General features: G+C 42.1%; 26 protein-coding genes. 9 read left to right on the top strand and 17 right to left on the bottom strand.

All coding sequences use genetic code 11. The annotated features are described in order from the left end of the window. Nucleotides 1-5 precede the first annotated feature (5 nt). On the top strand, nucleotides 6-881 hold the full coding sequence (locus DM09_RS05085) for a helix-turn-helix domain-containing protein (RefSeq protein WP_038248181.1): 876 nt from the start codon (nucleotides 6-8) through the stop codon (nucleotides 879-881). On the opposite strand, the gene rnc is transcribed toward DM09_RS05085, so the two are convergent. The 6 genes from rnc to DM09_RS05055 all read right to left on the bottom strand — a co-directional run bounded on the left by rnc (nucleotide 867) and on the right by DM09_RS05055 (nucleotide 6,538). Further along, nucleotides 867-1,565 carry a ribonuclease III gene (gene rnc, locus DM09_RS05080; protein WP_051938171.1) on the bottom strand — a complete coding sequence of 233 codons (699 nt, stop codon included), beginning with the start codon at nucleotides 1,563-1,565 and terminating at the stop codon, nucleotides 867-869. The two genes, DM09_RS05085 and rnc, sit on opposite strands and share 15 nt — an antisense overlap. Continuing rightward, nucleotides 1,562-1,978, bottom strand: coding sequence for a DUF4845 domain-containing protein (locus tag DM09_RS05075; RefSeq protein WP_038248179.1), 417 nt, complete (start codon nucleotides 1,976-1,978; stop codon nucleotides 1,562-1,564). Before DM09_RS05075 ends, rnc begins: the two co-directional genes overlap by 4 nt. Before the next feature lie 15 nt (nucleotides 1,979-1,993). Continuing rightward, complete coding sequence (gene lepB / locus DM09_RS05070) at nucleotides 1,994-2,698, bottom strand: signal peptidase I (protein ID WP_232507757.1); 705 nt, start codon at nucleotides 2,696-2,698, stop codon at nucleotides 1,994-1,996. Continuing rightward, nucleotides 2,698-4,515: a translation elongation factor 4 gene (lepA, locus tag DM09_RS05065; protein WP_038248176.1), complete on the bottom strand. Its 1,818-nt coding sequence runs from the start codon at nucleotides 4,513-4,515 to the stop codon at nucleotides 2,698-2,700. The genes lepB and lepA overlap by 1 nt, the downstream gene beginning before the upstream one ends. A 70-nt stretch (nucleotides 4,516-4,585) precedes the next feature. Further along, on the bottom strand, nucleotides 4,586-5,830 hold the full coding sequence (locus DM09_RS05060; protein WP_038248173.1) for a PHP domain-containing protein: 1,245 nt from the start codon (nucleotides 5,828-5,830) through the stop codon (nucleotides 4,586-4,588). A gap of 69 nt (nucleotides 5,831-5,899) precedes the next feature. Then, nucleotides 5,900-6,538: a CDP-alcohol phosphatidyltransferase family protein gene (locus tag DM09_RS05055; protein ID WP_038248170.1), complete on the bottom strand. Its 639-nt coding sequence runs from the start codon at nucleotides 6,536-6,538 to the stop codon at nucleotides 5,900-5,902. A gap of 98 nt (nucleotides 6,539-6,636) precedes the next feature. On the opposite strand from DM09_RS05055, the gene DM09_RS05050 reads away from it, so the two are divergent. The 5 genes from DM09_RS05050 (at nucleotide 6,637) to DM09_RS05030 (ending at nucleotide 10,280) form a co-directional block, all read left to right on the top strand. After that, a complete protein-coding gene (locus tag DM09_RS05050; RefSeq protein ID WP_051938169.1) occupies nucleotides 6,637-7,110 on the top strand; it encodes an adenylyltransferase/cytidyltransferase family protein in 474 nt (157 codons plus the stop codon). Nucleotides 7,111-7,311: 201 nt separating this feature from the next. Then, nucleotides 7,312-7,755, top strand: coding sequence for an NfeD family protein (locus DM09_RS05045; protein ID WP_038248168.1), 444 nt, complete (start codon nucleotides 7,312-7,314; stop codon nucleotides 7,753-7,755). A gap of 1 nt (nucleotide 7,756) precedes the next feature. Next, nucleotides 7,757-8,725, top strand: coding sequence for an SPFH domain-containing protein (locus tag DM09_RS05040; RefSeq protein WP_038248165.1), 969 nt, complete (start codon nucleotides 7,757-7,759; stop codon nucleotides 8,723-8,725). Between the two features lie 237 nt (nucleotides 8,726-8,962). Further along, complete coding sequence (locus DM09_RS05035) at nucleotides 8,963-9,430, top strand: YchJ family protein (protein ID WP_038248163.1); 468 nt, start codon at nucleotides 8,963-8,965, stop codon at nucleotides 9,428-9,430. 178 nt (nucleotides 9,431-9,608) lie between these two features. Beyond that, the gene (locus tag DM09_RS05030; RefSeq protein ID WP_157753603.1) at nucleotides 9,609-10,280 is read left to right on the top strand and encodes a hypothetical protein; all 672 of its coding nucleotides are present in this window, start codon (nucleotides 9,609-9,611) and stop codon (nucleotides 10,278-10,280) included. Between the two features lie 21 nt (nucleotides 10,281-10,301). Here the strand turns inward: DM09_RS05030 and DM09_RS05025 are convergent, their stop codons facing one another. Genes DM09_RS05025 through ccsA form a run of 3 tightly spaced genes read right to left on the bottom strand, consistent with a single transcriptional unit; the run spans nucleotide 10,302 to nucleotide 13,214 of the window. Then, on the bottom strand, nucleotides 10,302-11,093 hold the full coding sequence (locus DM09_RS05025; protein ID WP_038248159.1) for a PhzF family phenazine biosynthesis protein: 792 nt from the start codon (nucleotides 11,091-11,093) through the stop codon (nucleotides 10,302-10,304). Nucleotides 11,094-11,095: 2 nt separating this feature from the next. Continuing rightward, entirely contained in the window at nucleotides 11,096-12,388 is a 1,293-nt protein-coding gene (locus DM09_RS05020; RefSeq protein ID WP_038248154.1) for an HlyC/CorC family transporter, read from the bottom strand. A 13-nt stretch (nucleotides 12,389-12,401) separates the two neighbouring features. Continuing rightward, the gene (gene ccsA / locus DM09_RS05015; RefSeq protein ID WP_038248152.1) at nucleotides 12,402-13,214 is read right to left on the bottom strand and encodes a cytochrome c biogenesis protein CcsA; all 813 of its coding nucleotides are present in this window, start codon (nucleotides 13,212-13,214) and stop codon (nucleotides 12,402-12,404) included. A gap of 107 nt (nucleotides 13,215-13,321) precedes the next feature. Between ccsA and DM09_RS05010 the strand changes: the two genes are divergently transcribed. Genes DM09_RS05010 through DM09_RS05000 form a run of 3 tightly spaced genes read left to right on the top strand, consistent with a single transcriptional unit; the run spans nucleotide 13,322 to nucleotide 17,036 of the window. Continuing rightward, nucleotides 13,322-14,641, top strand: coding sequence for a dicarboxylate/amino acid:cation symporter (locus DM09_RS05010; RefSeq protein WP_038248149.1), 1,320 nt, complete (start codon nucleotides 13,322-13,324; stop codon nucleotides 14,639-14,641). 1 nt (nucleotide 14,642) lies between these two features. Then, nucleotides 14,643-16,490: a dihydroxy-acid dehydratase gene (gene ilvD / locus DM09_RS05005; protein ID WP_038248147.1), complete on the top strand. Its 1,848-nt coding sequence runs from the start codon at nucleotides 14,643-14,645 to the stop codon at nucleotides 16,488-16,490. Between the two features lie 6 nt (nucleotides 16,491-16,496). Further along, the gene (locus DM09_RS05000; RefSeq protein ID WP_038248145.1) at nucleotides 16,497-17,036 is read left to right on the top strand and encodes a YaeQ family protein; all 540 of its coding nucleotides are present in this window, start codon (nucleotides 16,497-16,499) and stop codon (nucleotides 17,034-17,036) included. Here DM09_RS05000 and DM09_RS04995 read toward each other — a convergent pair. The 8 genes from DM09_RS04995 to recA all read right to left on the bottom strand — a co-directional run bounded on the left by DM09_RS04995 (nucleotide 17,033) and on the right by recA (nucleotide 26,389). Continuing rightward, the gene (locus DM09_RS04995) at nucleotides 17,033-17,548 is read right to left on the bottom strand and encodes a sugar O-acetyltransferase (RefSeq protein ID WP_038248143.1); all 516 of its coding nucleotides are present in this window, start codon (nucleotides 17,546-17,548) and stop codon (nucleotides 17,033-17,035) included. The genes DM09_RS05000 and DM09_RS04995 overlap by 4 nt on opposite strands. Before the next feature lie 3 nt (nucleotides 17,549-17,551). Beyond that, a complete protein-coding gene (locus tag DM09_RS04990; protein ID WP_038248141.1) occupies nucleotides 17,552-18,835 on the bottom strand; it encodes a M18 family aminopeptidase in 1,284 nt (427 codons plus the stop codon). Next, the gene (asd, locus tag DM09_RS04985; protein ID WP_038248139.1) at nucleotides 18,832-19,767 is read right to left on the bottom strand and encodes an archaetidylserine decarboxylase; all 936 of its coding nucleotides are present in this window, start codon (nucleotides 19,765-19,767) and stop codon (nucleotides 18,832-18,834) included. Before asd ends, DM09_RS04990 begins: the two co-directional genes overlap by 4 nt. Before the next feature lie 193 nt (nucleotides 19,768-19,960). Continuing rightward, nucleotides 19,961-20,833, bottom strand: coding sequence for a hypothetical protein (locus DM09_RS04980; RefSeq protein WP_038248137.1), 873 nt, complete (start codon nucleotides 20,831-20,833; stop codon nucleotides 19,961-19,963). 2 nt (nucleotides 20,834-20,835) lie between these two features. Further along, nucleotides 20,836-22,089 (bottom strand): site-specific DNA-methyltransferase, encoded by a 1,254-nt coding sequence (locus DM09_RS04975; RefSeq protein WP_232507756.1) that lies wholly within the window; start codon nucleotides 22,087-22,089, stop codon nucleotides 20,836-20,838. A 187-nt stretch (nucleotides 22,090-22,276) separates the two neighbouring features. After that, the gene (alaS, locus tag DM09_RS04970; protein WP_038248136.1) at nucleotides 22,277-24,889 is read right to left on the bottom strand and encodes an alanine--tRNA ligase; all 2,613 of its coding nucleotides are present in this window, start codon (nucleotides 24,887-24,889) and stop codon (nucleotides 22,277-22,279) included. Then, nucleotides 24,886-25,374 carry a regulatory protein RecX gene (locus DM09_RS04965; protein ID WP_232507755.1) on the bottom strand — a complete coding sequence of 163 codons (489 nt, stop codon included), beginning with the start codon at nucleotides 25,372-25,374 and terminating at the stop codon, nucleotides 24,886-24,888. The genes alaS and DM09_RS04965 overlap by 4 nt, the downstream gene beginning before the upstream one ends. Further along, complete coding sequence (gene recA, locus DM09_RS04960) at nucleotides 25,358-26,389, bottom strand: recombinase RecA (RefSeq protein ID WP_038248134.1); 1,032 nt, start codon at nucleotides 26,387-26,389, stop codon at nucleotides 25,358-25,360. Before recA ends, DM09_RS04965 begins: the two co-directional genes overlap by 17 nt. Nucleotides 26,390-26,430: the final 41 nt, after the last annotated feature.

Here is a 26,430-nt window from a genome sequence, read left to right as displayed (position 1 = left end):
CCACAATGGATACACAACAAAACGAAACTGATGATAATACTTTTGCCAAAGAGGCCTTAATTTGTGAGGTTGGTGTTAAGCTTGAAAAAGCAAGGCAGACCAAAGGTTTAAGCAAAGAGCAAGTACTGAAAGAATTAAAATTTAATGTATCTTTTTTAGATGCTTTGGAAAGTGGTCAGTGGTCTGAAATGCCAGGAGAAGTGTATGCCTTGGGTTTTTTAAGACAGTATGCAGAGTTATTAGGTGTAGACGTAAGCAGTGATATTGAACGTATTAAAACAAATACTTATGAATTAACCACCCCCCTAACCTATCCCGACGCACCTATATCACCCAACCGTACTTGGGCAATGATTGCAGCATTGTTATTTATTCTTGGTATGATTATAAGTAATCTATTCAATACTGACAGCCCTGTTTCATCCAATAGTATGCCTCAACCTTCCACCAAACCAACTGAAACCAAACAAGAAAAAGTGCACGATAACAATGTAACTGTTGATGTACATATTAATACACCACCGCAGAAACAAGTTGTGCCAAGCGTGAAAGATACGGACATCGTACGTCTGAACACAGTAAAAGACCATAAGGACAAAACTACGGATACGCCGAAAAATAGTCTAAGCGCCTTTACTTTTATTGCCGTCACCGATGATGTATGGCTGCAAATTTATGAACAAGAACAAGGTAAAGAACCTAAACTGAAACGTGAAGCTTTATTACGCGTTGGTCAAAGTTTTAGCTTGGATAGCAACACAGAATTACTCTTAACTTCAGGCAAACCCACTGCCCTTAAAGTATTGCGTGATGGTGAAGTTTTATATGATGTTGGCACATTAGGAAAAGAAGGTAAGGTATTGAAGTTATTCCAACTTTAGTGTTTTTCTTTCCGAAACAAGATGCATAACACTGCTGCTTAAAGCTTGGCTTGCAGCTTCCAATTCAGCTTGTTTTTTTCGCTCACCTAAACCTATACCCAAGCACTTTCCTTGTATCATGCACTCGGCTTTAAAACGCGGGGAGCTCTGGATACCTAGGTCTGTAATCTTATAATTTGGTAAGCCCAGCTTATTTGCCTGAGTCAGCTCTTGTAACTTACTTTTTGCATCTCTTAGGTTTGAAGGTTCAACTTGATTGATTAAGTTTGCCCAAGCTTTTACAACCACCTGCTTGGCTTGCTGCCAACCAGCATCCAAAAACACAGCACCAATAATAGATTCAACAGCATTGGCAGCAATAGATGGTGATTTCAAATGTCCTTTTTTATCACGTTCACCATCACCCACATTTAAAAAAGAAGCTACTTGCCAAAGCTTGGCGACATTCAATAAAGCATCTTTACAAACCAAATTGGCTTTCATTTTGGATAATGCACCTTCATTAAGTTGCGGGTACTGATGATATAAATATTCTGAAATAATAAGCCCAAGCACTGCATCGCCTAAAAACTCTTGGCGTTCTAGGTGTTCGGGTGCTTTGGATGCATGGGTTAAAGCTTTGCTGATTATGGATGCATCATTAAAACGATAACCGATGATTTGTTCTAGGTTTTGCTGTTTCAAGGTGTTTCGGCATAAGGAGCAAAATCAAAATCCATACGTGCTCTAAGGCGTAACTTATCCATAGGTTTAACTTCACTTTCTTTATATTCTTTATCTGGGTCAACACTTTCTGGCGGACCCAAAAGCCATAGTGTAATATGATATTCAGTACCAATTTTTAGTTTCCCATCTTCTTTAGTGATGCTTAAATTATCAAAAAAATCTGGTGGTAAGGCTTGTAAATCAACCGTCTGAATTTTAAATAACTCATCAATACGTCGTTTAACTTCATCTTCTGTTTGTGTAGAAAGATTTTCAGCAGTGCCTTCAAAAATATTTTGTACTTTCAAGTTGTTATAATAAACAGGGATGACTTGTCCACCAACAAAAACACCACCACCAATCAAAGCCAACCAAAATAATAATTTAAACATAACCCGACTCCCCTATTAATGTACCAGTGTGCCTAGTCTATCCCAGCGAATTGAACCTGTAGCATCATTCCAAGACCACCAAATGACCACGGCTTTACCTACCAAGTATTCTTGAGGCACAAAACCCCAGAACCTTGAATCCCTTGAATTATTGCGATTATCACCCAATACAAAATATTTTCCAGCAGGTACTTTCCATTTGCCATCACGAATAGAATAATCTTTACGCAATACATGATGTTTTACACCTGTTAAATCTTCTTCAAACAAGCCTGATACATCAACAGCGTGATTGCCCATAAAATAAGAATACTCACCCAACACTTTCAAAGGCATTTTTTTACCATTTACATAAAGTTCATTATTGAGGTATTCAATCACATCACCTGGTACGCCTACGATGCGTTTGATATAATCTTTACTTCTATCCTCAGGGTAGTCAAATACAACCACATCGCCACGTTCAGCTTCACTTTTCAACCATTGAATATCCGTAAAAGGAACGCGCAAGCCATAATTGAACTTAGAGACAAATAAATAATCACCTACTTCAAAGGTTGGCACCATGCTCGATGAAGGAATCACAAAAGGTGCTACGATAAAGCTACGGATAACCACAGCAATCAACACAATCACCACCAAACTTTCAATCCACTCCCGCCAACTGGATTTTTCTGGTGTTGCTTCTGCTGCTTTCTTCAACGATTCCATACTTGTCATCATTCGTCTCCAAGTTTTAGCACTGCTAAAAATGCTTCTTGCGGCACTTCAACACTACCAATAGACTTCATACGCTTCTTGCCTTTCTTCTGTTTTTCCAACAGCTTACGCTTACGTGATATATCACCACCATAACATTTTGCAGTCACATTCTTGCGCACACCTTTCACGGTTTCCCGTGCTAAAATCTTGCCACCAATTGCTGCTTGCACAGGCACATCAAATTGATGCCGTGGAATCAATTCGCGCAACTTTTTCACCAACGCACGTCCACGAATCTCAGCCACCGAGCGGTGTACAATCAAAGATAACGCATCCACAGGTTCAGCATGAACCAATACATCCAGTTTTACGACTGATTCGGTTCTAAAATCTGCCAACTCATAATCCATTGAGGCATAACCACGTGAAATAGACTTTAATTTATCATAAAAATCAATCACCATTTCAGCCAAAGGCAAGTTATAAGTTAACATCACCCTACCCTGACCAATAAACTTCATATCTTGTTGAATACCACGCCTTTCTTGACAAAGTTTCATCATCACACCGACAAACTCTTCAGGCATAAAAATATTGGCAAGTACCGTAGGTTCTTGTACCTCTTTAATTTCTGAAGCATCAGGAAAACCACTGGGGTTGGATATCTCTTTGGTTTCACCATCGGTCATGGTTACTTTATAGACCACAGATGGGGCTGTGGTAATCAAATCAAGGTCGTACTCACGCTCCAAGCGCTCTTGAATGATTTCCATGTGCAATAAACCCAAGAAACCACAACGAAAACCTAAACCCAATGCCGATGAACTTTCCATTTCATAGGTAAAGGATGGATCGTTCATGTTCAATTTTTCAAGGGAGTCACGCAATTCGGCATAATCATTGGAGTCCACAGGGTATAAACCTGAAAACACCATGGCTTTGGGCTCTCTAAAACCAGGAAGTTGCTCAGTAGCTTGGTTTTTTTCTAAAGTGACTGTATCACCCACCCGCAAATCAGCCAAAGTTTTGATGCCACAAATCATAAAACCCACATCACCTGATGTAAGTTGCCCTGTGGGTACAGGTGCTGGTGTAAACACGCCCAAATCATTGATGCCATATTTTTTATCATTGGACATGAGCAAGATCTGGTCACCTTTCTTCATCATGCCATCAAACACACGAATCAATGCCACCGCACCTACATAGGAGTCAAACCAAGAGTCTACAATCAACGCGCGTACAGGTTTATCATCATTATTTTCAGGTGCTGGAATACGTTTCACCACCGCTTCAAGCACATCCATAATACCTTCGCCTGTTTTTGCAGATACGGCAATGGCTTCGGATGCATCAATGCCAATCACATCCTCAATCTGGCGTTTGGCTTCTTCCACATCGGCAGACGGTAAGTCGATTTTGTTAATCACAGGAATAATTTCGAGGTCATTTTCCATGGCAAGATATACATTGGCTAAGGTTTGTGCTTCTACACCTTGCGTCGCATCCACAATCAATAACGCGCCTTCACAAGCTTGCAATGAGCGTGATACTTCATAAGTGAAATCCACATGACCTGGGGTATCAATCAAGTTGAGTTTGTATTGCTCACCATCGTTGGCCTTGTATTCAAGAGTGGCTGTTTGTGCTTTAATGGTAATTCCGCGCTCTTGCTCCAACTCCATAGAATCTAAGACTTGTTTCTTCATTTCACGGTGTGATAAGGCACCTGTTTCTTCAATCAACCTATCAGCAAGTGTAGACTTACCATGGTCAATATGGGCAATAATTGAAAAGTTACGGGTATGTTCTTGTTTATAATCTGAATATGACATTGCAGCGCAGCCTAACCACCTCAAAGCCTTCTTGCTAGGTCTTGTGTTTTAAAGTAAAAAAGATGAAGTATCAGTGCCAGAAATTATTGGTGTGACTTTCTAAACGTTGCTTAACAATTTGTATTTTACGATCAAATTTTTCATCATTAATTAATTGGTCAAAATAAAGTTTAGCCAGCCTACTTTTAAGGTTTGTATGTTTAGGATAGTATTCCTTAATTAAAAAATAGACATATTGTGCCAGCGCATCTTTACCGATGAATTGATGCTCACTATTTTCTCTTTTAAAAATCGCACAAGTCAGCCCTTCTTTGATCGCCGTGATAATACTCGAAGCTGACTTTTCTTTGACGAAAACAATCGTGAAGCGTTCGCCGACTTCATGGTCACTATCATGTGCATCCGAGTTGGCAAAGGGCGCCAAATATTTATGTTTATTGGTTGTTTGCAGGGCAGTTAAATGGGTCATATTGTTATGTTCTTTGACTTTTTCTTCACCAAATACTTCAACACCATCAAGCTGGGAGCTTTTTAACATCTCTTTGTAAAAAGCTTGATGAAGATGGTATTTTCCATCGCGATACACCCAGTTTGGGTGGGCTAATATGGAAACACCTTCTGCTTCTTTAATCTTGTTAATCACCCAAATGTTTTTTGCGTAATGCGCAGGGTCAATATTTTTATCAATATCCTCATTCTTTAATGCTTGGGTTATAGTTTGGAGTTCAGCCTCATATTTTTCAGTGTCTTTTCGCTGATCTTCAATGGATTTATTGGCATGAATCGACAAAATATGCCCATTCCCCAATGCAATAGACATATCTTTTTTTCCACCAACGCTGACTTCTTCACCAGCCAATACCAAAAGGTCAATATCATTGTCTTTCACTTTTTCTATTGCCTGAAGTGAACCGCTATAATTATCATGATCGGTAACACTCATGAAATCCATGCCTGCGCCTAAAGAAGCCATCGCCATGGCAAAAGGTGTTGTTTTACCATCGGAATAGATGGAATGCATATGCAAATCACCTTTTAAGGGTCTCAACTGCATCATTTCGTCATCAAGACAGTACAAACAAACTGTTTTTGACTCTTTATAGGTGAAATTCACTTTGATAATAAATTCGCCGAGATGTGGCATGGTGTATGTAAAGATAATTTTGCTGTTTTTAATCGTAAAATCGAGACTGTCTTTATGGTAATAATCACAGCGAGAGAGAACCTCTACCGATGCAATATTATCTGTGTTTTTTAAAGAAAGCTTATATTTTACGGTACTGTTTTGTGCGACGACATTCGGTGTAATTTTCACAATATTCCCTGTTTTCTATTATGTTTTATACATCACTTTAAGGTGTTTAAGCCATGCTCTGCATCAAGCTTATAAAAGTTTCCAAGCATATATGGCCGATATACCCAGCGTATAGATGACTAGAATCACAACATTCCTTGGGTTTCCAGAAAGTTTTGGTGTTTTAATTTGTGATACATTCAACGCGATAATAATCATACAGCAGACATAAAGAATAATCGCAAACGTATCTTTATCAAAGAAGCTTGAAAACAAAACAATAAACACAAGCAATATGCTGTTATTATCAAGTGCTAAACCTGTGTACTTTGTGCCACCAGCAAGCCCAAATGTACTAAAGTAGCTCAAGCGTAACGCACTGGTTGCAACCATGAGGAATGCACCTATCAAAAATAAAGGGGAAAATTCGCCATAGCTCAAAAGAAGCATCGCAGGCGTAACACCATAACTTACAATATCAATCAACACATCAAGCTGCCCACCGAACTTACTATCATCACCTGTGCGCCCCTTCATTCGTCGCGCAACAAGCCCGTCTGCCCAATCAAAAGCAACCGCCCAAATCATACCAATCATAGCCGCGGCATACACACCTTGAATGCAAAAATAAATGGCAAGTATGGTACAAGCCAAACCTGCAAGGGAGCATAGGTTGGGAATATCCTTTGCATAAGAGAGTATGGTAGGTTGTTGGGGTTGAGGTGTCATTCTTGTCCTTTGAAACATATTGGTTCTTCTTTATTTGAAGTTTGAAGTGTGTTATACTAGCCGTGAAGTTATTACTATCAATAGGATTATAAAAAAGAATGGTTGTTTATACAGTAGGTACGTTTGATTTATTACATGTTGGTCATCTTGCCCTACTCGAACACTGCGCCAGCTTAGGCAACACCGTTGCTGTAGGCGTTGCTTCTGATGAAGTTGTTAAATTATACAAGCCCAATACCCCAATTATCCCCCTTGAACAACGCATAGAAATGTTATTGGCGCTAAGCTGTGTAGATATTGCTCTTCCTTACCATGAACTGGACTATATTACTGTATGTAAACAAGTTAAGGCTGATATTTTTGTGGTTGGTGAAGATTGGGGAAAAAAACCACACAACCAAGGCGTGGAAAATTACCTTAAGTCTCAGGGCAAACAAATTGTTCAGATTCAATACAATCCAAAAAACTCATCAACAAAAATAAAAGCGAAAGTTATTGCTCAGCCTCTCGCCCCAGTATTGGTTGCATCCTCAACTACAAAAATATTAAAGGCAATAACCACGGCGACCTAGGCTATTGAACTCCGCATGAGTCCATGTTCAAATTGAATGCTGCATTGGGCAGCTTCATGCATCCAAAAATATACCTAAGCCACTTTCGCTCGTTTGCCAAAAATGATTTGATTGTAGCATAACAACCTCGATTTTTTAAACTTGCTATCGCAATAGAAAACGCCCACAATGCAATACATCGCTGTCTGCAGGGAGTAAAATATGGAAATGATTGAACATTGGCATATTTGGTTAATCATCGCCTTTTTAATCCTTATCATTGAATTGATGAGCGGCACTTATTTTTTATTGGCACTGGCTGGTGGTGCTGTGTTAACATCAGCAGCAACATGGTTGATAGCGCCCGACGTAACAGCGCAATTATTTATTTTTGCCATCGCTTCAGCAGCTACCTACTTATTACTACTCACTTTTCGTAAAAAGAAAGAAATCGCCAATACGGATGGCACAACCCATATGCTTGGGCAACAGGTGCAAGTGGTGGCTACCATCAACCCGCTAGGCAGGGTGAAATATAAAGGTGTATTGTGGCAAGCCAAGTCAGATGATAAGCTTAAAAAAGGTAGTTTTGCTGAAATTACAGCTGTCGATGGTAGTACGCTTACCGTCAAAGCATTGAATGAGAAAAACACCATAAGGAGTTGATATGTTAGATACTGGATTAATGCTTACCCTATTCTTGGCCGCAGTGGTTATTGCCTTTATTTTTAAAGGCATTGTGGTGATTCGTAGCTCAGAACGGATGGTGATTGAGCGTTTTGGTAACTATGTACACACACTTGAACCAGGCATTAACTTTATTATTCCCTTCGTTGATAGACCCCGTGAATTTATTTGGAAAAAAGCACCTTCTGATAATGCTTTAAGTAGGCTTTTGGGAGAGAGTTCGGATGGTCACCTTGCTGCCACAGCGCGTATTGATATTCGCGAGACTGTGCTCGATATGCCTTCGCAAACTGTATTCACCAAAGATAACGTTAGTGTACATATCAATGCCTTACTCTACATTGAAATCACCAAGCCGCATGATGCAGTTTATCGTATTTCTAACCTACCCAATGCCATTGAAAAACTCACCCAAACCACTTTACGTAGTTTGGTTGGTGAAATGGAATTGGACAAAACCTTATCTTCCCGTGAACAAATCAATTCACGCTTGCAACTTATCTTAGATGAAGCTGCCGATGATTGGGGCGCAAAGGTAAAACGTGTTGAAATCCAAGATTTGGAAGTCCCTGGCGAAATTCAAGCAGCCATGGAAAAACAAATGCGTGCAGAACGAGATAAACGGGCTTCGATTTTAGAAGCCGAAGGTATGCGTAAATCTGCTATTCTTAAAGCTGAAGGTGAAAAAGCTTCTGCAGTATTGGTTGCTGAAGGCAATCGTACAGCGCGAATTTTAGAAGCCGATGGTGAAAAAGAAGCATTGAACAAACTAAAAGAAACATTAGGTGACGAGTTTAGCCAGTATTTACTCGCCGTACGCTACTTGGAAACCATGAACCATATCGGCGCACAAACCGAAGGTGATAAAACTATCTTTATGCCCATGGATGCAACCGCTACATTGGGCGCTATCGGTGGAATTCAAGAGTTATTCAAAGGAAAATCATAACCACAGCAATAAATCTAAACTTTGCAGTGATACAAAATGAATACAAAACGGGCTGTGTGATACTCATACTTACAACGTATCTGTGTCCAACATGATGATTTGAAGGCTGGAAAACTGCACCCTCTTTTCACATAGCCCTACTATCGACACACTTTTAACGGCTTATCCTCACAAGGGTTTGACAATGTCTACCTACTTGCCATCTTTCCTACCAAATCAAAGCTGTGGAGATTCATTTTGAGCGCTGAAAATAACGTAATATGCCCTTGCAAGTCAGGGAAATCATTAAAAGATTGTTGTGCACCATACCATGATGGCACAGTGGATGCTCCGACTGCCGAAAGTTTGATGCGTAGTCGTTATTCAGCCTTTGTGTTGAATCTACCCGAGTATATTTGGAAAACATGGCATGAAACAACCCGCCCTGAACTAGAAATATTGGGTGGTTTGGGCTTAAAATGGATTGATTTAAAGATTATGGATAGCCAAGCTGGAAGCAACAATGATAACCAAGGCACTGTTCATTTTATTGCCAGCTTTGTTAGCGGTAATAAAGGACGTATCCTCAATGAAGTGAGCGACTTCATTAAAGAAGATGGGCTTTGGTATTATGTTGATGGGGAAAGCACTACAGCCGATATTTCGCGCAATAATAGCTGCCCATGTGGGTCTGGAATAAAATTCAAACGCTGTTGTTTGCGTTAAGTAAATATCACCGTTTCATAACTCATTGAACCTTCAATGGGCGAATACCCTTCGCTATGACTTGGGCTGACACAATCTGACCCTTTAAATTCCTGCATTAGCTTGCGTTGCGCTTGAGCATCGTCCAAAATAAGAACATGTTGATTAAATATTTCCTATTTGGGCAGCCTGTTTCACTGTGAATCATTGTGATACACCTCTATTAATGCGCAAGGCTAAAGCTGCCGCTGCAAGGCAAGATTTTGCCCAAGCAGGACAAATGTTTGCGCAAATTCTTGAGCAGCCAGAAATGGCAAACCAAATCAATGTCCATATGCAATATGCTATTTGCATAGAAAAAACGGGGCAATTAAGCCAATCCATTGACCAATGTGAACAACGTATTCATGAATGTGAAGAAACGGGTGAAGATGAACAACTCAAGTCTTTACAGTTAAAAGTGAGCGTCTTAAAACAGTTCAACCAAAAGCAGAATCAAGAAAATGACCCTTTACAAGATGAAGTGCTTAATACGGGTGATTTTTTCAGCCTAGATTCTCAAGAAATGATTCCACTTGCAACCGATGACGAAGTTAAACCTGAAAAGGTGGAAGAACCCAAACCCAAGGAAGTTGTGATACGAACAGTATTGGCTACACCAACCAAAGAGCCAGAACCTGAACACGTTGAAATTACAGAAAAAAGTATTTCTGAAGATAGAAACAAACAGAAAGCAGCCAACCTTTTTGGTGAAGATGAACATAATATATTAGCTGAAGAAGAATCCTCACCTGAGTTGAAGTTGGTTGACCAAGACAAGGTAGATGAAGAGAATAAAAACAACGATGTATGGAGTCATCATGAGTTGTAACTCATGCCATAAGCCCAATACTTACCCAATCAACGGTTCAACCGCAATAAAACCTTCCGCATATTTCACAGCCTCACCTGCAATATAAACCCTATCATCAACAAGCTCACACCATACTTCCCCACCCCGCTGTGAAACTTGTTTAGCCGTAAGTTTGTTTTTAGCCAATGCCTTTGCCCAGTATGGGGCAAGCTGGGTAAATGATGAACCTGTCACTGGATCTTCATCAATACCACAGTTGGGTGCAAAAAAGCGGGATACAAAATCATATTGTTTTGACCTTGCTGTAATGCAAACACCTCTTAAATCAAGCTGTTGTAATATCTGCATATTTGGGGCGGCATGGATAACGGCTGCTTCATCACTCAAAACCACAATATAATCTTCATGTTTGAAACAGCTTTGCATATGATCGCCAAAAACGTGTTGAATTGCTGCAGGCGTAACACACGGTTCGGGCATTTGTTTGGGGAAATCAAGAATAAACCTATCCCCATCTTGACGAACTTTTAACGCACTTGATTTGGATTGAAATAAAATACTATCACCAGTAAAACCGAGCTCTCTAAATAAAACATAAGCTGCCGCCAGGGTAGCATGACCACATAAGGCGACTTCTACCGTAGGTGTAAACCATCGAATATCATAACAACCATTATTTTCAACAAAAAACGCAGTTTCTGAAAGGTTGTTTTCTGCTGCAATGTGTTGCATCAATTTTTCATCAAGCCAAGTATCCAAAGGGCAAACAGCAGCGGGGTTTCCTGTAAAAAGGTCAGATGCAAAGGCATCAATTTGGTATATTTTTAACATGTTTAACCGCCAGTGATAAACACGCCAGATGATTCTTCGGCATAACGTGTTAAACGCAGGCGTTGAATACGTTTCCTTTTGATTTTAAGTACTTCAATACGCACGCTAGCCATTTGCAGGCAAAGCTTACCATCAGGTACGCCGCCCAATTCCTCTACAATTAAACCACCAATCGTAGTGGCTCCATTTTCAGGTAACTCACTGCCTATCAATTGGTTCAAATCATGGATATTTGCCGTGCTACCCACCACCCAAGAGCCATCAGGTTGCACCCAAACATCAGTAGGCGGTGCCACATCGGATTCATCCACAATTTCGCCAACAATTTCTTCAACAATATCTTCTAAGGTAATCACGCCTTCAATATCACCAAACTCATCCACCACGATTGCCATGTGCAAATGTTTGCTTTGAAATTCAAATAGTTGAGCCAAAGCATTACGGTTTGTTGGGGCATAAGGTGGATTGGTCCAAATCAAAGCGCGGGATAAGGGTGTTTGAGACTGGCGTATTTTAAGTAAATCACGCAGGTGAACCACACCCAACAAATTATCTTGATCACCATGATACACAGGGTAACGTGAATGCGGATGACGAATCGCATCTTCCACACAAGCTTCTACTGTTTTTTCAGCATCCAACATAATCACATCTTTACGCGGGGTCATCAAAGACTTAATCGGAATATCATGCAGTTGCAGCGCACTCATCAACATTTGTTCACGGGCTTTATCCAGCACACCACTTTCTGCACTCATATCAATCATGGCAGCAAGCTCTTGATGATTAAATGCCAATTCTTGGTGTTCTTTCACTTTAAGGGCGCGTTGTAAGAACTTGATACCTAACATTAATAAGGATACCACAGGTGAAAACAAACGTTGGAACCATGTGAGTAACATTGCCACCTTACAAGCAATGGTTTCAGCATGAGCAACAGCAATGGTTTTGGGTAATACTTCGGCAAAAACAAGCACAATAATGGTCATGGCGATGGTAGCATACAAAATACCAGCCTCACCAAAATAGGTTAGGAAAACAGCTGTCGCAAGACTAGAGGCTGCAATATTAACAAAGTTGTTTCCAAGCAGGATAGACGCAAGCATACGTTCTGGCTTTTCCAGTAAGTGCTCAGCATATTTTGCACCTTTGCTACCTTTTTTTCGCATAATACGCAGTCGAACACGTCTTGCCCGCGTTAGTGCTGTTTCAGAGCCTGAAAAAAATGCGGAAAGCAAAAGTAATAAAAAAAGTACCCCTAAAATATAGGGTAAAGCATGTTCAGAAAATGTCATAATGCGTTAATGTTCAAAGCATATCTTTAATGATTTTAACACCAAAGTATGCTAAAATAAGGGTAACATAAGCAAACAGCACCATTTTACTGCCCCGATTATGATGCCAAGCGCCTTTTTTACGCAGATGATATAAAGTCATCAAGGTTAACCAAGCAAAAATAGCCAATAAAACTTTATGATTGACCAGTGCGAAATGGTGAAGTTCAACCCATTGCCATGCTAAACCCGTTAAAATACTAAGTCCTAGTAACCAAATAGCCCAACGAACATGGGCAAACAAATAGTTGTTAATATCCATCAATGAAGGCATAGCTTGCACAAAAAAACCAATCTTTTTCTGGGTTAAAGCTCTGTCTAAGAGCAGTTGCATCACTGCATATAAGGCAGCCATGGTCAACATGGCATAAGCGACCACAGACAACAAAAGATGCCCTGTTTCTAGGAATGAATAAGCTTCCACCCATTGTTCTGATGCAGATTCATGTGTAACAGCGAGTAAAAATAATGAGATGGCTGTAAGCGGAAGTAATAATAGCCCTAAACCGCGGACTTCATGTTTCCACATACCAAGTAAATATAAGTTTTGCACCAGCAAAATGGTAAAACCAGTCACCGTTGTTAACGTTAGTACTAACCCTGTCTGTGCAATAAAACCAAGCTCTAAAATAGCAATAAGCGTGCAAACAATTGAGGCTCCTACAAGTAGGCTTATATTCCGTTGCGTCATCACGCCACTGCCGCCAGCACGCATACACACCAGAATCAACCAAGTTGCCAGCAAAGATAAAATACCCGCAGAAATAAACATTACATTAGAAATCATAAGCGACTTCTAACCAAAATCAGGTGTCATATCAATGCCTTGTGATACACCTTGCATCTTACACTTTATCTTATCATCGTTTGTGTTCATTTTTGTAGGTGGTAATCATGGGTAATAAAACAAGTATGACCAAAAAGATATTGCGTGGCATGTTGCTGGGGCTTGTTCTTGGCAGCCTTATCAATATCTTTGCTCACGATATTACTTGGGTTCAAGATTATTTGGTGATGGGTGTATTCCATGTTTTGGGTGCGATGTTTATCAGTATGCTCAAAATGTTGGTCGTGCCACTGGTCACCTTCTCATTGATTTGCGGCGTAGTTGGTATTGGTGACATTGGTAAACTCGGTCGCGTAGGCGGCAAAGCCTTCGCTTATTATATGCTCACCACCGCTTTAGCGATTACGCTCGCCATTGCCTTGGCAAGCTTCTTTGCCCCAGGAGAAGGGTTTGAGTTAGCAGGTGCAGCAAGTTCATCGTTTACGGCTCCCGAAGCCCCACCTTTTACCCAAGTCTTGATTGATTTAATTCCATCTAACCCAGTGGCGGCTTATGCCGAAGGAAATATGTTACAAATCATCTTTTTCACGATTCTTTTCGCTTCATGCATGCTTATGGTGGGCAAAGCTGCTAAGCCGCTGATGGACTTATCCGAGCGCATGAATGAAGTGATGATGCAAGTGGTGAATGTGGTGATGTATTTGGCACCGCTTGGTGTGTTTGCACTGATGGCAAAAACATTTGCCCAACAAGGCATTGATTTGATTATCCCTATGCTGGGTTATTTTGGTGTATTGGTGCTTGCCCTGCTTCTGCATGTTTCAGGCACTTTAATGCTACTATTAAAACTATTTGGCAAGGTCAACCCCATCACCTTTATGAAAAAAATGAGCACAGCTCAAGTTTTCGCTTTTAGTACATCAAGCTCCAATGCCACCATCCCTGTCACCCTGCAAACCGTTGAAAAACGTTTGGGTGTGGATGAATCCATTGCATCGTTTACCGTACCCTTTGGCGCAACCATCAACATGGACGGCACTGCCATCATGCAAGGTGTCGCCACAGTGTTCATCGCTAATGTGTATGGTGTTGATTTAGGGTTAACGGGTTATCTCACCGTGATTGGCATGTCTGTATTGGCATCCATTGGCACAGCAGGTGTACCTGGTGTAGGTTTGATTATGCTTGCCATGGTATTCAATCAAGTGGGTTTGCCCGTGGAAGGTATTGCGCTCATCATCGGTGTGGATAGATTGCTGGATATGATTCGCACGGCTGTGAATGTCACAGGTGATGCAGCCGTGAGCACGATTATCGCAAGAAGCGAAAAAGGCTTGGATATGTATGTGTTTAACGACCCAAAAGCGGGAATCATCACGGATATTGATGTTCCACATGCAGTAACAAAAGAAAAAGAGGTGTATTAAAATGCCAGTTTACCGTTCGAGAACAACCACAGCAGGCAGAAATATGGCAGGTGCGCGCGCACTTTGGCGTGCCACAGGTATGAAAGATGGTGATTTTGAAAAGCCCATCATTGCTGTGGTCAATTCATTCACCCAGTTCGTGCCTGGACATGTGCATTTGAAAGACTTGGGGCAAATGGTTGCCCACGAAATTGAAGCTGCAGGTGGCGTTGCCAAAGAATTTAATACCATTGCTGTGGATGATGGTATTGCCATGGGTCATGGCGGTATGCTGTATTCGCTTCCTAGCCGTGAAATCATTGCCGATTCTGTGGAATATATGGTCAATGCCCATTGCGCTGATGCCATGGTGTGCATCTCCAACTGCGATAAAATCACACCCGGTATGTTGATGGCGGCATTGCGCTTAAACATTCCCGTGGTATTTGTATCGGGTGGCCCTATGGAAGCAGGTAAAGTGACCATCAATAACCGTGAAAAACATCTCGATTTGGTCGATGCCATGGTTATGGCAGCCGATGATACAGAATCCGATGAAGATGTGGCTGCTGTTGAGCGCTCTGCATGCCCAACATGCGGCTCATGCTCAGGTATGTTTACCGCCAACTCCATGAACTGCCTTGCAGAAGCTTTGGGTTTGGCATTGCCAGGCAATGGTTCGTTGCTGGCAACACACAGCGACCGCCAAGCGTTATTCTTGCAAGCTGGGCGAACCATTGTGGACATCACTAAACGTTATTACGAACAAGATGATGCTTCAGTTCTCCCCCGCTCTATTGCTACGTTTGAAGCCTTTGAAAATGCTATGGCATTGGATATTGCCATGGGCGGTAGCACCAACACAGTGCTTCATTTATTGGCAATTGCCCAAGAAGGCGAAGTTGATTTCACCATGAAAGATATTGACCGCATGAGTCGCAAAGTACCTAACTTATGTAAAGTTGCGCCTGCGGTACAACATTATCATATGGAAGATGTACACAGGGCTGGCGGTGTGATTTCTATTCTTGCTGAATTGGATAGGGGCGGTTTGATTCATCGTGACATCCCCACTGTTCACAGCAAAACCTTGGGTGAAGGTTTGGATGCCAACGATATTGTGAATGAAGCCAACACTTCTGCCCGTGAAATGTATCGCGCAGCACCCGGTGGTATTCCAACCCAAGTCGCATTCTCCCAATCGGAACGCTGGAAACATTTAGACACCGACCGCGAAAATGGTTGTATTCGGAGCATGGAACATGCCTACTCCAAAGAAGGCGGGCTTGCCGTGTTGTTTGGTAATATTGCCGAGCGTGGTTGCATTGTAAAAACCGCAGGTGTGGATGAATCCATTTGGAAGTTTAATGGCACAGCCCGCGTTTTTGTGTCCCAAGATGATGCAGTATCAGCCATTTTAAATGATAAAATCAAAGCAGGAGACATCGTGATTATCACCTACGAAGGCCCCAAAGGTGGTCCTGGTATGCAGGAAATGCTCTATCCTACCTCTTACCTTAAATCCAAAGGTATGGGCAAGGTTTGTGCGCTTTTAACTGATGGTCGCTTTTCAGGTGGCACATCAGGTTTATCCATTGGTCATGTCAGCCCAGAAGCTGCCGAAGGTGGTGCCATTGGTTTGATTGAAGATGGTGATACCATTGAAATTGATATTCCAAATCGCTCGATTAATTTGGCTATTTCTGATGATGAGTTGAAGCAACGCCGCAAAACCATGGATGCCAAAGGTGCTGACGCATGGAAACCTGTGGGTCGCAAACGCCAAGTATCCAAGGCACTTAAAGCTTATGCGGCTTTAACCACATCAGCCGATAAAGGTGCTGTGCGCAACTTAGAGCAGTTAAAATAATCATAGGTGGCAATCAAATCAACGATTTATAAAGCTGATATTCAGGTGTCCAATATGGACACCTATTATTTTGAAGAGCACAGCTTAACCCTAGCCAAACACCCTTCTGAACATGAATCACGCATGATGACGCGGCTTTTAGCCTTTGCCTTGAATGCCCATGAATATATGGCATTCACCAAAGGTTTATGTGCAGAAGATGAGCCTGATTTATGGCAAAAAAGCCTAAGTGATGAGATTGAAGTATGGATTGATTTGGGGCAACCTGATGAAAAGCGCATTCGCAAAGCATGTGGTCGCGCCAAACAAGTTATCATCTACAACTACAACTACCGCAGTGCTTTAACATGGTGGGAGCAAACCAAGGATAAGCTCACCCGCTTTGATAATTTGAAGGTGTTTGTGCTCACCGATGAGGTTGTGGCAACTATGGGTGAAATGACAAAACGGAATATGCAGTTGCAATATACCATCCAAGATGGGGAGACGCTGCTCAGCGATGGTGAACATTCATTGGTGATTGAGCCTGAAAAACTTCATATTTAATAGTAGGTTGTAAACGCTGAAATATCCTTGCTCACCACAGCATTGGCACCCACAATAACACCTTCGCCAATGTTTACACCTGAAAGTATTTTCGCCCCGCCACCTATCCAAACATTGTCACCAATATGTACAGCTTTGGCGAAACAAATGCCCTTTTTTCGTTGCTCGGCATCTTTGGGGTGGTCAGATGTATAAATATGCACATTCGGACCCAACAACACATCATCACCAATGATAATGGGTGCTGCATCAAGCAAAATACAATTAAAATTGGCGTAAAAGTTGCGCCCGACTTCAATATTCACCCCGTAATCACACTGAAACCCAGGCTCCAGCACAGCACTGCCCACAGCTTTAAATAACCGTGTAATATGCTTCATATTTCCAGCGCTGGGATGTGCATTGTATTTCGCGCAAGCCAATCGCGCAGATGCTCTTAATGTTCTTAAATCCGAATCTAAACAATCATAGTTTAGCCCTGCGACCATGTTCTCAAATTCAGACACACTCATGCTTTAGGCTGCAAAGTATTGCCGCAACACTTGATACAAATAAGCCGCATCTTTTGTGCCCCCAAGTTCACGAATCGAGTGCATGGCAAAGGTTGGCACACCTACATCCACAGTGCGCACGCCCAAGTTGTTGGCAGTGATTGGACCAATGGTGCTGCCGCAACCCATATCCGAGCGCACCACAAAGGATTGCACAGGCACATCCGCTTGTTCGCACCATTGTTTAAACATGGCAGAAGTCTCGCTGTTGCTGGCATAACGTTGATTGGCATTGATTTTAATCACAGGGCCATCATTGATGATTGGGCCATGGTTGGCATCATGTTTATCGGCAAAATTGGGGTGAACAGCATGAGCATTATCCACAGAAATCATTACACTGGCTGCCATCAAACGTGCAAAAGCCTCGTTATCCCCAGTTAAGCGTTGCAACACCGACTCCAAGAAATTGCCTTGCGCTCCCGCCGCCGACACACTGCCCACTTCTTCATGGTCATTGCATACAAGAAGCGTGTTCTGGCTGTTATCGTCATGTATCAAAGCCATCAGCCCCGTATAACAGCTTAATAGGTTATCCAAACGCGCACTGGCGATAAAATCATCATTCAAGCCCACAATGGCTGGCGGTTGAACATCATAAAAGCTTAATTCATAGTCCAATATTGATACTGCTTTGCTGGATTCTTTGTTTAATTGTTCAAGCAATAGGTCATTCAAGCTTGTTTTGTTATCCGATACCCGCATCAACACAGGCGGTAAATGCTGTTGTTTATTGATGCTGCGCTTATCGTTGGCTTCCCTATCCAAATGAATGGCAAGGCTTGGAATCACCGCAATGGCTTTGTTCCAATTCACCAATTCATGAGCCATGTTGCCCGCTTCATCCACATAACTCACCCTGCCCGCCAATGATAAATCGCGGTCAAACCAAGGGTTGAGCAACACCCCGCCATAAGTTTCAACACCAAGCTGCAAATAGCCTTGTTTGATGATTTCAGGATTGGGTTTCACCTTTAAACACGGGCTGTCTGTATGCGCCCCCACCATGCGAATCCCCTGCTCCAGCAATGGCTGCTTGATGTCAAAAGCAACAATGGATGAATCATTGCGGGTGACAAAATAACGCCCTTGCACCTGCTTTTCTTGGACAAACCAAGCTGCTTGCTCATCCAAACGCTGAAAACCCGCATTTTCGAGGGTGTTCACCATATTTTGCACCGCATGAAAGGGTGTGGGTGATTGCTGGATAAAATCCAATAAGCCAGTCGTAAATGCTTTGTGTTTCATGCTTTCCCCTGAGCTATCGCTTCTGCCACCACATCACCAAGCTGGATATAGGTTTCAATGCCTTGTTTGGTGTTGTCTAAAATATCCTGCGAAGGCGACCATTTCCCCTTCTCGCCACACAAGACCACCGTGCTTCCACCAAACAGAAAATAACCTTTTTCATCGCCTTTCTTAAACGGTTTGGATTCATCAAAGGTTTGCACGATTTTACCCACGCAAGTCGCACCCACTTCGATATAGGCAAGCTTACCAAAGTGTTCTGTATCTAAAATCGAGACACGGCGTTCATTTTTGATAAAAATATCTTGCCTGTATTTAAGTGCCAATGGATTCACCGAATGTAAATCACCGGGAACAGTGAATGATTTCAGCGTTTTGCCATCATCAGGATAATGATAGCGGTGATAATCCACAGGGCAAAGCCGCGCAATCATCAGCGGGCCACCGATAAAGTCTTGGGCGAGTTCTGCATCGCCAATGAGGTCAATCGCGCGCAACATCGAACCTTTGACAGGCACAGTTAAATCATCCGTCATGTTTGCATGAGCAAAGTATCGTGCCTCAGCAAATGCACCCATCTCTTGTGGGTTGGTGGTGAAGGTTCGTTGCCCTTCTTTGAACTTGCGAATAAAAAACTCATTGAATGAGCGATACGATGTTTCAATCGGATTATCTTGAAGCGAGCCTTTTTGATATTGCTCAATCGGGATTTCAAAGTTTTGGATAAATGGTGCGACCTTTTGCCCAGACTTCACACTATCTTGTGATTTTCCATAAAACCGACTAAACATTTTACTGGCAATCAAAGGTGCTAAAAGCCGCCCAATGGGATTACCATAAGCAAACTTAACCGCCCCATCGCCATAGACTTTTTCAATCACTATCTTATTTTCATAGCGGCTAAATACTTGAATTTCAAAACCTTGGCTCATTTAGGATAATCCTTTATCAACGCGATACTTCAATGTTGAATCATAGTGTATAATTTATTCAACATAATCCATTTCCTTTGACCTTTTATACAGACCTTGCCCTTGTTCGGAGGTATCAACCTGATCGTGGGTAGCAAAAGCCTTATCCCCTTTCTGCTTAATTACTTAGCTTGGTCAGCCCTAAAAGCAAGAGTTATTTCACAATACTCATTAAAAAATCAGAAGCAAATTCATTTGATGAGAATTCCCCAGAAATATTATCTCCATTAGAGTACCTGACTTGAACAAAAATTTTCATTAGCTCTGCCCCTATAGAGCTCAATTCGGCGTCAAAGTTATCTAAGTAGTTAATAGCATCATCAATCGTAGGGAAAGTATTATTAGCACCATATAGTGGTGCAATAATTATTTGTTGGACTTGTCTATCAAGTGCAGCAATTAGCTTTTCTTTGAAAGAAGAAACTTCCTTATCACTTAACTCAACTATTTTCTGGAAGACTTGTTCATATTGACTGAAAGACAACTTTTCTAATGCTACAACTATTTTCTGTGCTACATCATCTGGAGTCTTTTCCCCATACTTAATATCCACATTTACAGTGGCGAATGCTGAGACTATATCCTCATATTTAAAATAAATTGTTGCAAACCCACATGAATTCAATTGTGTAATTGATGGCTTCGTATAATCACCTGCAATCACCGCACCTAAAAAAGGCTTGTGATACTTGTATTTTTCAGCAATAGGAAGAACTGCACCTTGTATTTCTTGGGCTTTATTTTTGGAATGTTTGGTGTAACGACGCCAAGCAATTTCGATAATAGCTACTGGAACTCCAAGTACAGCATCGGAGCCACCCCTTTCTATAACAAAGTCTAAATCATGTTTATTTCCATAATTATCGTGCCATGATACCTTTTTCCCTCTTCGTGCTGTACGTTCTTTTCCAACCACATCTAAATATAATTGTCGTTGAGTACATATCTGACTAAGTTGAGGTTCAAAATGCTTTTCTATGAATTCACCAATCATTTGTCCCAATTTATGTACAGGAGCTTTTGCCATTGTTAACCCTCCACCCAAAGTCTTCCTTCATGCAAAGGAACTGTATGGGTTCTATTTTTCCATTTAATATTTCTGTCTCGTAGCTTCTCAAATTTAAAACTTTTGAAGCCACTAGCTAAAGCTAATTCACCAAGCCACCTTTCTGCAGGAACATAAACACCATATGGAGCAGAGTCTCCAATCACAAAACATACTCGAGCCCCATCTTCCATAACTGCTCTAGAGTTTTTCCATATTTTGGCAAGGTCAAAGAAGTAAGCTGCTACCATAGTGTGATAAGTTTTCCTACCGCCCTTGGTTAAACGAACTTTTTCTAATTCTCTTGCTACGGGAGCTAACTCATCAATAATTGGTTCCAATAAAGGTTCGCGTAAAATATCATCAAGAACAACTTTATCGCCTGCAGAATGCTGCGAGCATGAACGCATAATTGTTGGTCTCACAGCCGATTTTAAATCACCCCACCCTTCAATTTCACCCCAGAATGTCATTTCTAATCTAGTAGCATCAGCGTAATCATAATTATTTGGGTAAGGTGGAGATGTAATTAAAAGATTGCATAGAGGGATACTTATTTTATCTCTAACATCCTGCTCACATATATGTGCTGAATTTACCCATTTATTATCTTTAGCATATTTCATATCTAATGCCATCAGCTCTGCTTTAGCCAAAAATGCCTCATACACATTTAGCACTTTTGATTTGGTTTTATTAGGTAAAATATATTGCCACTGTGCAGTACCAACGTTACTACATGCTCTCAATATCGAAGTTATGTTTAGGTGTACTAATTCCCAAATGGGGTTTTTAGTTGCTAACTTTTCGTATGCAAGCCTCAAGTTATCTAATAAACTTAGAGTCTCAAAATCATAACACTTCCCAAGAAGCTTTGACTCATCATACCGTTTAGTTTTTATCTTACTTTTACGAGCTTTTTCTATGACAAGTTGACACGCTTCTTTAAACTCCAACTCATTCAAATACCAGAGATTCTTTGTTTGAGCAATTCTAGCAACAAAAGGGTGTCCATCGAACCCAAAGGATTCATTTCCTGTAGCACATGCGGCTAAGGCTGTTGTTCCAGAGCCTACAAAAGGGTCAAAAACTTTTGCTTTTTGGTTAGTATCCTCTTCAAACCTTCTTATTTCGCTCTCTACCCATTCAGCTGAAAAACCTGCTGAATACCGAAACCATCGGTGTATAGGCAACTTCATGTTACCTGAAAATGTTCCAGAACGCGCTTCTTTTTTCAACTATTCAACTCTCTCTTTAAATCAACTTTAGACGGAACCTTAAGCTCCAGTGACACATTGTTCAATTCAACATCAGCTTTGCACATCATTGGCCTTATCAGTAACCCCTCGGATAAGGCACCTAATCCAGCGACAAACCATAAAACCAAACACTTGCACTCTCCTCAAGGCACAAGAAAAAATGCAGTTATTTCAGCAAGTTACAAGCTTCCGACAAGGCTTCTTTGAGTTTAGAAGGTTCAGTACCGCCAGCCATCGCGAGGTCGGGTTTACCGCCGCCTTTACCGCCGCATATTTGAGCGACTTCACGCACGATTTGCCCAGCGTTGTATTTATCCGTTAAATCCTTGGTCACACCTGCGACCAATTGCACTTTTTCGCCTTTGATTTGCCCAAATACAATCACGCCAGACTTGAGCTTACCTTTGGCTTTATCCATAAAGTCGCGCATGTCTGCCACATCTTTGACTTCGGCAGTAAGCAGCTTGATACCATTTACATCTTGGGCTGTGGCAATCAAATCATCCAACTGACCAGTGGAAGCCTTGGCTTTCACCGATTGCAGCTCTTTTTCGGCATCTTTAAGCTTGATTTGCAAGGTTTTGATGGCATCCACCACTTCATTGGGGCGCACTTTGACCAAGTTCGCCGCCCTATTCAGCGCATCGGCATCCGCCACAAAGGATTGATAGGCTGCCTCACCTGTCACCGCTTCAATACGGCGCACACCTGCGGCAATACCTGCTTCGGACACAATACGGAACACACCAATATCACCTGTGCGTTTCACATGTGTGCCACCGCAAAGCTCAGTTGAAAACCCAGCAGAGACCACACGCACTTCATCACCATATTTCTCGCCAAACAGTGCCATGGCACCTGATGCCACGGCTTCATCTTGGGTCATCAGCTTGGTTTCTACGGCATCATTCGCCCAAATCGCTGCATTCACCCGCGCTTCAATGATTTTGCGCTCATCTTCGGATACAGGTTGATGATGGCTGAAATCAAAACGTAAGCGTTCATCCGTAACCAATGAACCAGCTTGTTTCACATGCTCACCCAATACATCTCGTAACACTGCGTGCATCAAGTGGGTTGCTGTATGATTGCGGGCAATGGCATCGCGGCGCGCACCCTGCACTTCAAACACGGCAGTATCGCCCACGCTGAACGAACCTTTGCTCACTTTACCGATATGCACAAACAGGTCAGATAGCACTTTTTTGGTGTCGGTGACCACAAACTCGGCATCTTTGTTGCGAATCACGCCTGTATCACCTGTTTGACCGCCTGATTCGGCATAAAATGGAGTTTGATTGGCAATCAGCCAGACTTCATCACCTTCTTTGGCAACATCCGCAGCTTTGTCACCTGCAATCAAGCCAGAAATCGCACCTTCGGCTTGAATCGTGGTGTAACCCAAGAAATCGGTGGCACCGTGTTGCTCACGAATCTCAAACACAGCCTTGGGTAATGCCGCTTCGCCAGAGCCGCCCCAAGCAGCCCTTGCCCGCTCGCGTTGTTCATTCATGCAGACTTCAAAACCATCCATGTCCAAATGAATATTCTGACCTTTAAGAATATCGGCGGTTAAATCGGTGGGGAAACCAAAAGTGTCATACAAGGTAAACAGTGTTTTACCGGGAATTGTGCCGCCCTCACCTGCATCACTTACGGCTTGTTCCACCAACTTCAAACCTTTATCCAAGGTTTTGATAAAGCGTTCTTCTTCAATGCGAATGACTTGCTCGATATTGCCCTGCGCTTCTTTTAGCTCTGTAAAATGGTCGCCCATTTCATCGACCAAGGCCTGCACAAGCTTATACATAAAGGCCTGTTTCATGCCCAATAAACGCCCATGACGGCAAGCGCGGCGCAAAATACGACGAAGCACAAACCCGCGCCCTTCATTGGATGGCAACACGCCATCAGCAAGCAGGAAAGATACCGAGCGCAAATGGTCTGCAAGCACACGAAGTGAAACATCTTGTTCATCGCTATCGCCAAGTTTGATGCCTGTGACTTTACTCGCTGCAGCAATCAGGTTTTGAAACAAATCAATGCTGTAATTGTCGTGCGTACCTTGCAATACCGCTGCGACACGCTCCAAGCCCATGCCTGTATCCACAGAAGGTTTGGGCAGCGGGTTTAAAGTGCCTTCTGCATCCCTATCATACTGCATAAACACAAGGTTCCAGATTTCCACAAATCGGTCGCCATCTTCTTCGGGTGTACCCGGAGGCCCACCCCACACATGCTCACCGTGGTCATAAAAAATTTCCGAGCAAGGTCCACAAGGTCCCGTATCACCCATGCTCCAGAAGTTATCCTTGGCACCAATTCTAGCGATTTTATCTTCAGGGATACCCACGCCTTTTGTCCATAAATCATAGGCTTCATCATCATCTTCAAAGACGGTGACAAACAAACGGCTTTTATCGAGTTTTAATTCTTCAGTTAAAAATTCCCATGCAAAGTTGATGGCATCCTCTTTGAAATAATCACCAAAGGAGAAATTACCCAGCATTTCAAAAAAGGTGTGATGACGAGCGGTATGCCCAACATTTTCCAAATCGTTGTGTTTACCACCAGCGCGCACGCACTTTTGGCTGGATGTGGCGCGAACATAAGAGCGAGTCTCATCACCCAAGAAAACATGCTTAAACGGAACCATGCCCGCATTGGTAAACATCAAAGTCGGGTCGCCATGTGGCACCAGCGAACTTGATTCAACAACCTCATGCCCTTTGCTTGCAAAATAGCCAAGAAACTTCTTACGAATTTCCGATGTTTTCATGTTGTCTCATCCTCATTGTTCATCACCTGCAAAATGGTATGAATATCATACCCCTTGTTTTGCAAGTATCGCATTTGTCGCTGCCAAACACGTTTATCGTGTTTGTATAACCCTGTTGGGTCACGTTTATCCAATACTTCTTTGCATGCAGCCCAAGCGTCAAACCCTTGTTCTGCATCGATTAAAGCAGTTTTAAGAGCTACCGCTTCAGCACCCTTCTGCCGTGCTTTTTGCGCTGCAAGCCATGGTGTTTCACCTTTTTTAAGCCTAGAGCGCAAAAAGGTTTCCGCATAGCGCATTTCACTCAAATAATCATATTGTTTTAATAGCTCGATAACATCATCAATAATAATATCATCATAGTTTTTTTTACTTAACTTCTCGCGCAACTCGTGTTCATTATGTTCACGAATTCCTAAGAAACGAACAGCTGATTTATAAGCTTCAAGCTGTTCTTTCTTAATGGCATTATTCTTTTGTGACACTCGGCTTTTCTAAGCTAAATTTCATTTCTGGTAAACCCAACTCTTCACGCACTTTGCTTTCAATATCATTCAATAAATCAGGGTGGTCTTTAAGATATTGAATCGCATTATCACGACCTTGCCCAATACGCTCAGTGCCAACGGCATACCAAGCACCACTTTTCTTCACATGCCCATATTCCACACCCATATCAACCACTTCACCGACATGTGACACGCCTTCACCATACATAATGCTGAATTTTGCCAGTTTGAATGGTGGTGCCATTTTGTTTTTGACTACTTTTACTTTGGTATCATTACCCAACACATCTTCACCTTTTTTGATGGAGCCCGTACGACGTACATCAAGGCGAACCGATGCATAAAATTTCAGTGCATTACCACCTGTTGTGGTTTCAGGGTTGCCAAACATCACACCAATCTTCATGCGCAATTGGTTGATGAAAATGACGGTAGTATTGGTACGAGAAATAGCTGATGTAAGTTTACGCAAAGCTTGTGACATCAAACGTGCTTGCAAACCCATGTGTGAATCACCCATGTCACCATCAAGCTCAGCACGCGGTGTTAAAGCTGCAACCGAATCGATAACCAAAATATCCAAAGCACCTGAGCGGGTTAACATATCCACAATTTCCAAAGCTTGCTCACCGCAATCAGGTTGCGATAAATAAAGGTTGTCCACATCCACACCCAATTTACGTGCATAATCAGGGTCTAGGGCATGTTCTGCATCAATAAATGCGGCTTTACCACCTGCTTTTTGTGCTTCTGCCACGGCATGAAGCGCCAAAGTTGTTTTACCTGAACTTTCAGGACCATAAATCTCAACAATACGACCACGTGGATAACCACCTATGCCGAGGGCAGCATCCAAAGCCAATGAACCAGAACCAATCACTTCCACGTCTACATGCGCTTTATCACCCATGCGCATAATGGTGCCTTGTCCAAACTGCTTTTCGATTTGCGCAAGTGCTGTTTCTAACGCTTTTCCTTTGTTATCTGCCATGGTGTTGCCCCTTGTTTCATCATTTAAACTGTATCTATATC

Source organism: Ghiorsea bivora, from assembly GCF_000744415.1.
Taxonomy (GTDB): domain Bacteria; phylum Pseudomonadota; class Zetaproteobacteria; order Mariprofundales; family Mariprofundaceae; genus Ghiorsea; species Ghiorsea bivora.
This window is presented reverse-complemented; position numbering and strand designations above follow the sequence as displayed.

What these genes read in the sequence shown, in the direction of transcription:
- lepA (WP_038248176.1), bottom strand. Translation starts at nt 4,515, where the DNA reads ATGTCATATTCAGATTATAAACAAGAACATACCCGTAACTTTTCAATT.
- DM09_RS05055 (WP_038248170.1), bottom strand. Translation starts at nt 6,538, where the DNA reads ATGACACCTCAACCCCAACAACCTACCATACTCTCTTATGCAAAGGAT.
- DM09_RS04980 (WP_038248137.1), bottom strand. Translation starts at nt 20,833, where the DNA reads ATGGCAAAAGCTCCTGTACATAAATTGGGACAAATGATTGGTGAATTC.
- DM09_RS05085 (WP_038248181.1), top strand. Translation starts at nt 6, where the DNA reads ATGGATACACAACAAAACGAAACTGATGATAATACTTTTGCCAAAGAG.
- asd (WP_038248139.1), bottom strand. Translation starts at nt 19,767, where the DNA reads ATGAGCCAAGGTTTTGAAATTCAAGTATTTAGCCGCTATGAAAATAAG.
- ilvD (WP_038248147.1), top strand. Translation starts at nt 14,643, where the DNA reads ATGCCAGTTTACCGTTCGAGAACAACCACAGCAGGCAGAAATATGGCA.
- DM09_RS05020 (WP_038248154.1), bottom strand. Translation starts at nt 12,388, where the DNA reads ATGACATTTTCTGAACATGCTTTACCCTATATTTTAGGGGTACTTTTT.
- DM09_RS04990 (WP_038248141.1), bottom strand. Translation starts at nt 18,835, where the DNA reads ATGAAACACAAAGCATTTACGACTGGCTTATTGGATTTTATCCAGCAA.
- DM09_RS05025 (WP_038248159.1), bottom strand. Translation starts at nt 11,093, where the DNA reads ATGTTAAAAATATACCAAATTGATGCCTTTGCATCTGACCTTTTTACA.
- lepB (WP_232507757.1), bottom strand. Translation starts at nt 2,698, where the DNA reads ATGACAAGTATGGAATCGTTGAAGAAAGCAGCAGAAGCAACACCAGAA.
- alaS (WP_038248136.1), bottom strand. Translation starts at nt 24,889, where the DNA reads ATGAAAACATCGGAAATTCGTAAGAAGTTTCTTGGCTATTTTGCAAGC.
- DM09_RS05050 (WP_051938169.1), top strand. Translation starts at nt 6,637, where the DNA reads ATGGTTGTTTATACAGTAGGTACGTTTGATTTATTACATGTTGGTCAT.
- DM09_RS05045 (WP_038248168.1), top strand. Translation starts at nt 7,312, where the DNA reads ATGGAAATGATTGAACATTGGCATATTTGGTTAATCATCGCCTTTTTA.
- DM09_RS05010 (WP_038248149.1), top strand. Translation starts at nt 13,322, where the DNA reads ATGGGTAATAAAACAAGTATGACCAAAAAGATATTGCGTGGCATGTTG.
- DM09_RS05075 (WP_038248179.1), bottom strand. Translation starts at nt 1,978, where the DNA reads ATGTTTAAATTATTATTTTGGTTGGCTTTGATTGGTGGTGGTGTTTTT.
- DM09_RS05040 (WP_038248165.1), top strand. Translation starts at nt 7,757, where the DNA reads ATGTTAGATACTGGATTAATGCTTACCCTATTCTTGGCCGCAGTGGTT.
- DM09_RS04995 (WP_038248143.1), bottom strand. Translation starts at nt 17,548, where the DNA reads ATGAGTGTGTCTGAATTTGAGAACATGGTCGCAGGGCTAAACTATGAT.
- ccsA (WP_038248152.1), bottom strand. Translation starts at nt 13,214, where the DNA reads ATGATTTCTAATGTAATGTTTATTTCTGCGGGTATTTTATCTTTGCTG.
- recA (WP_038248134.1), bottom strand. Translation starts at nt 26,389, where the DNA reads ATGGCAGATAACAAAGGAAAAGCGTTAGAAACAGCACTTGCGCAAATC.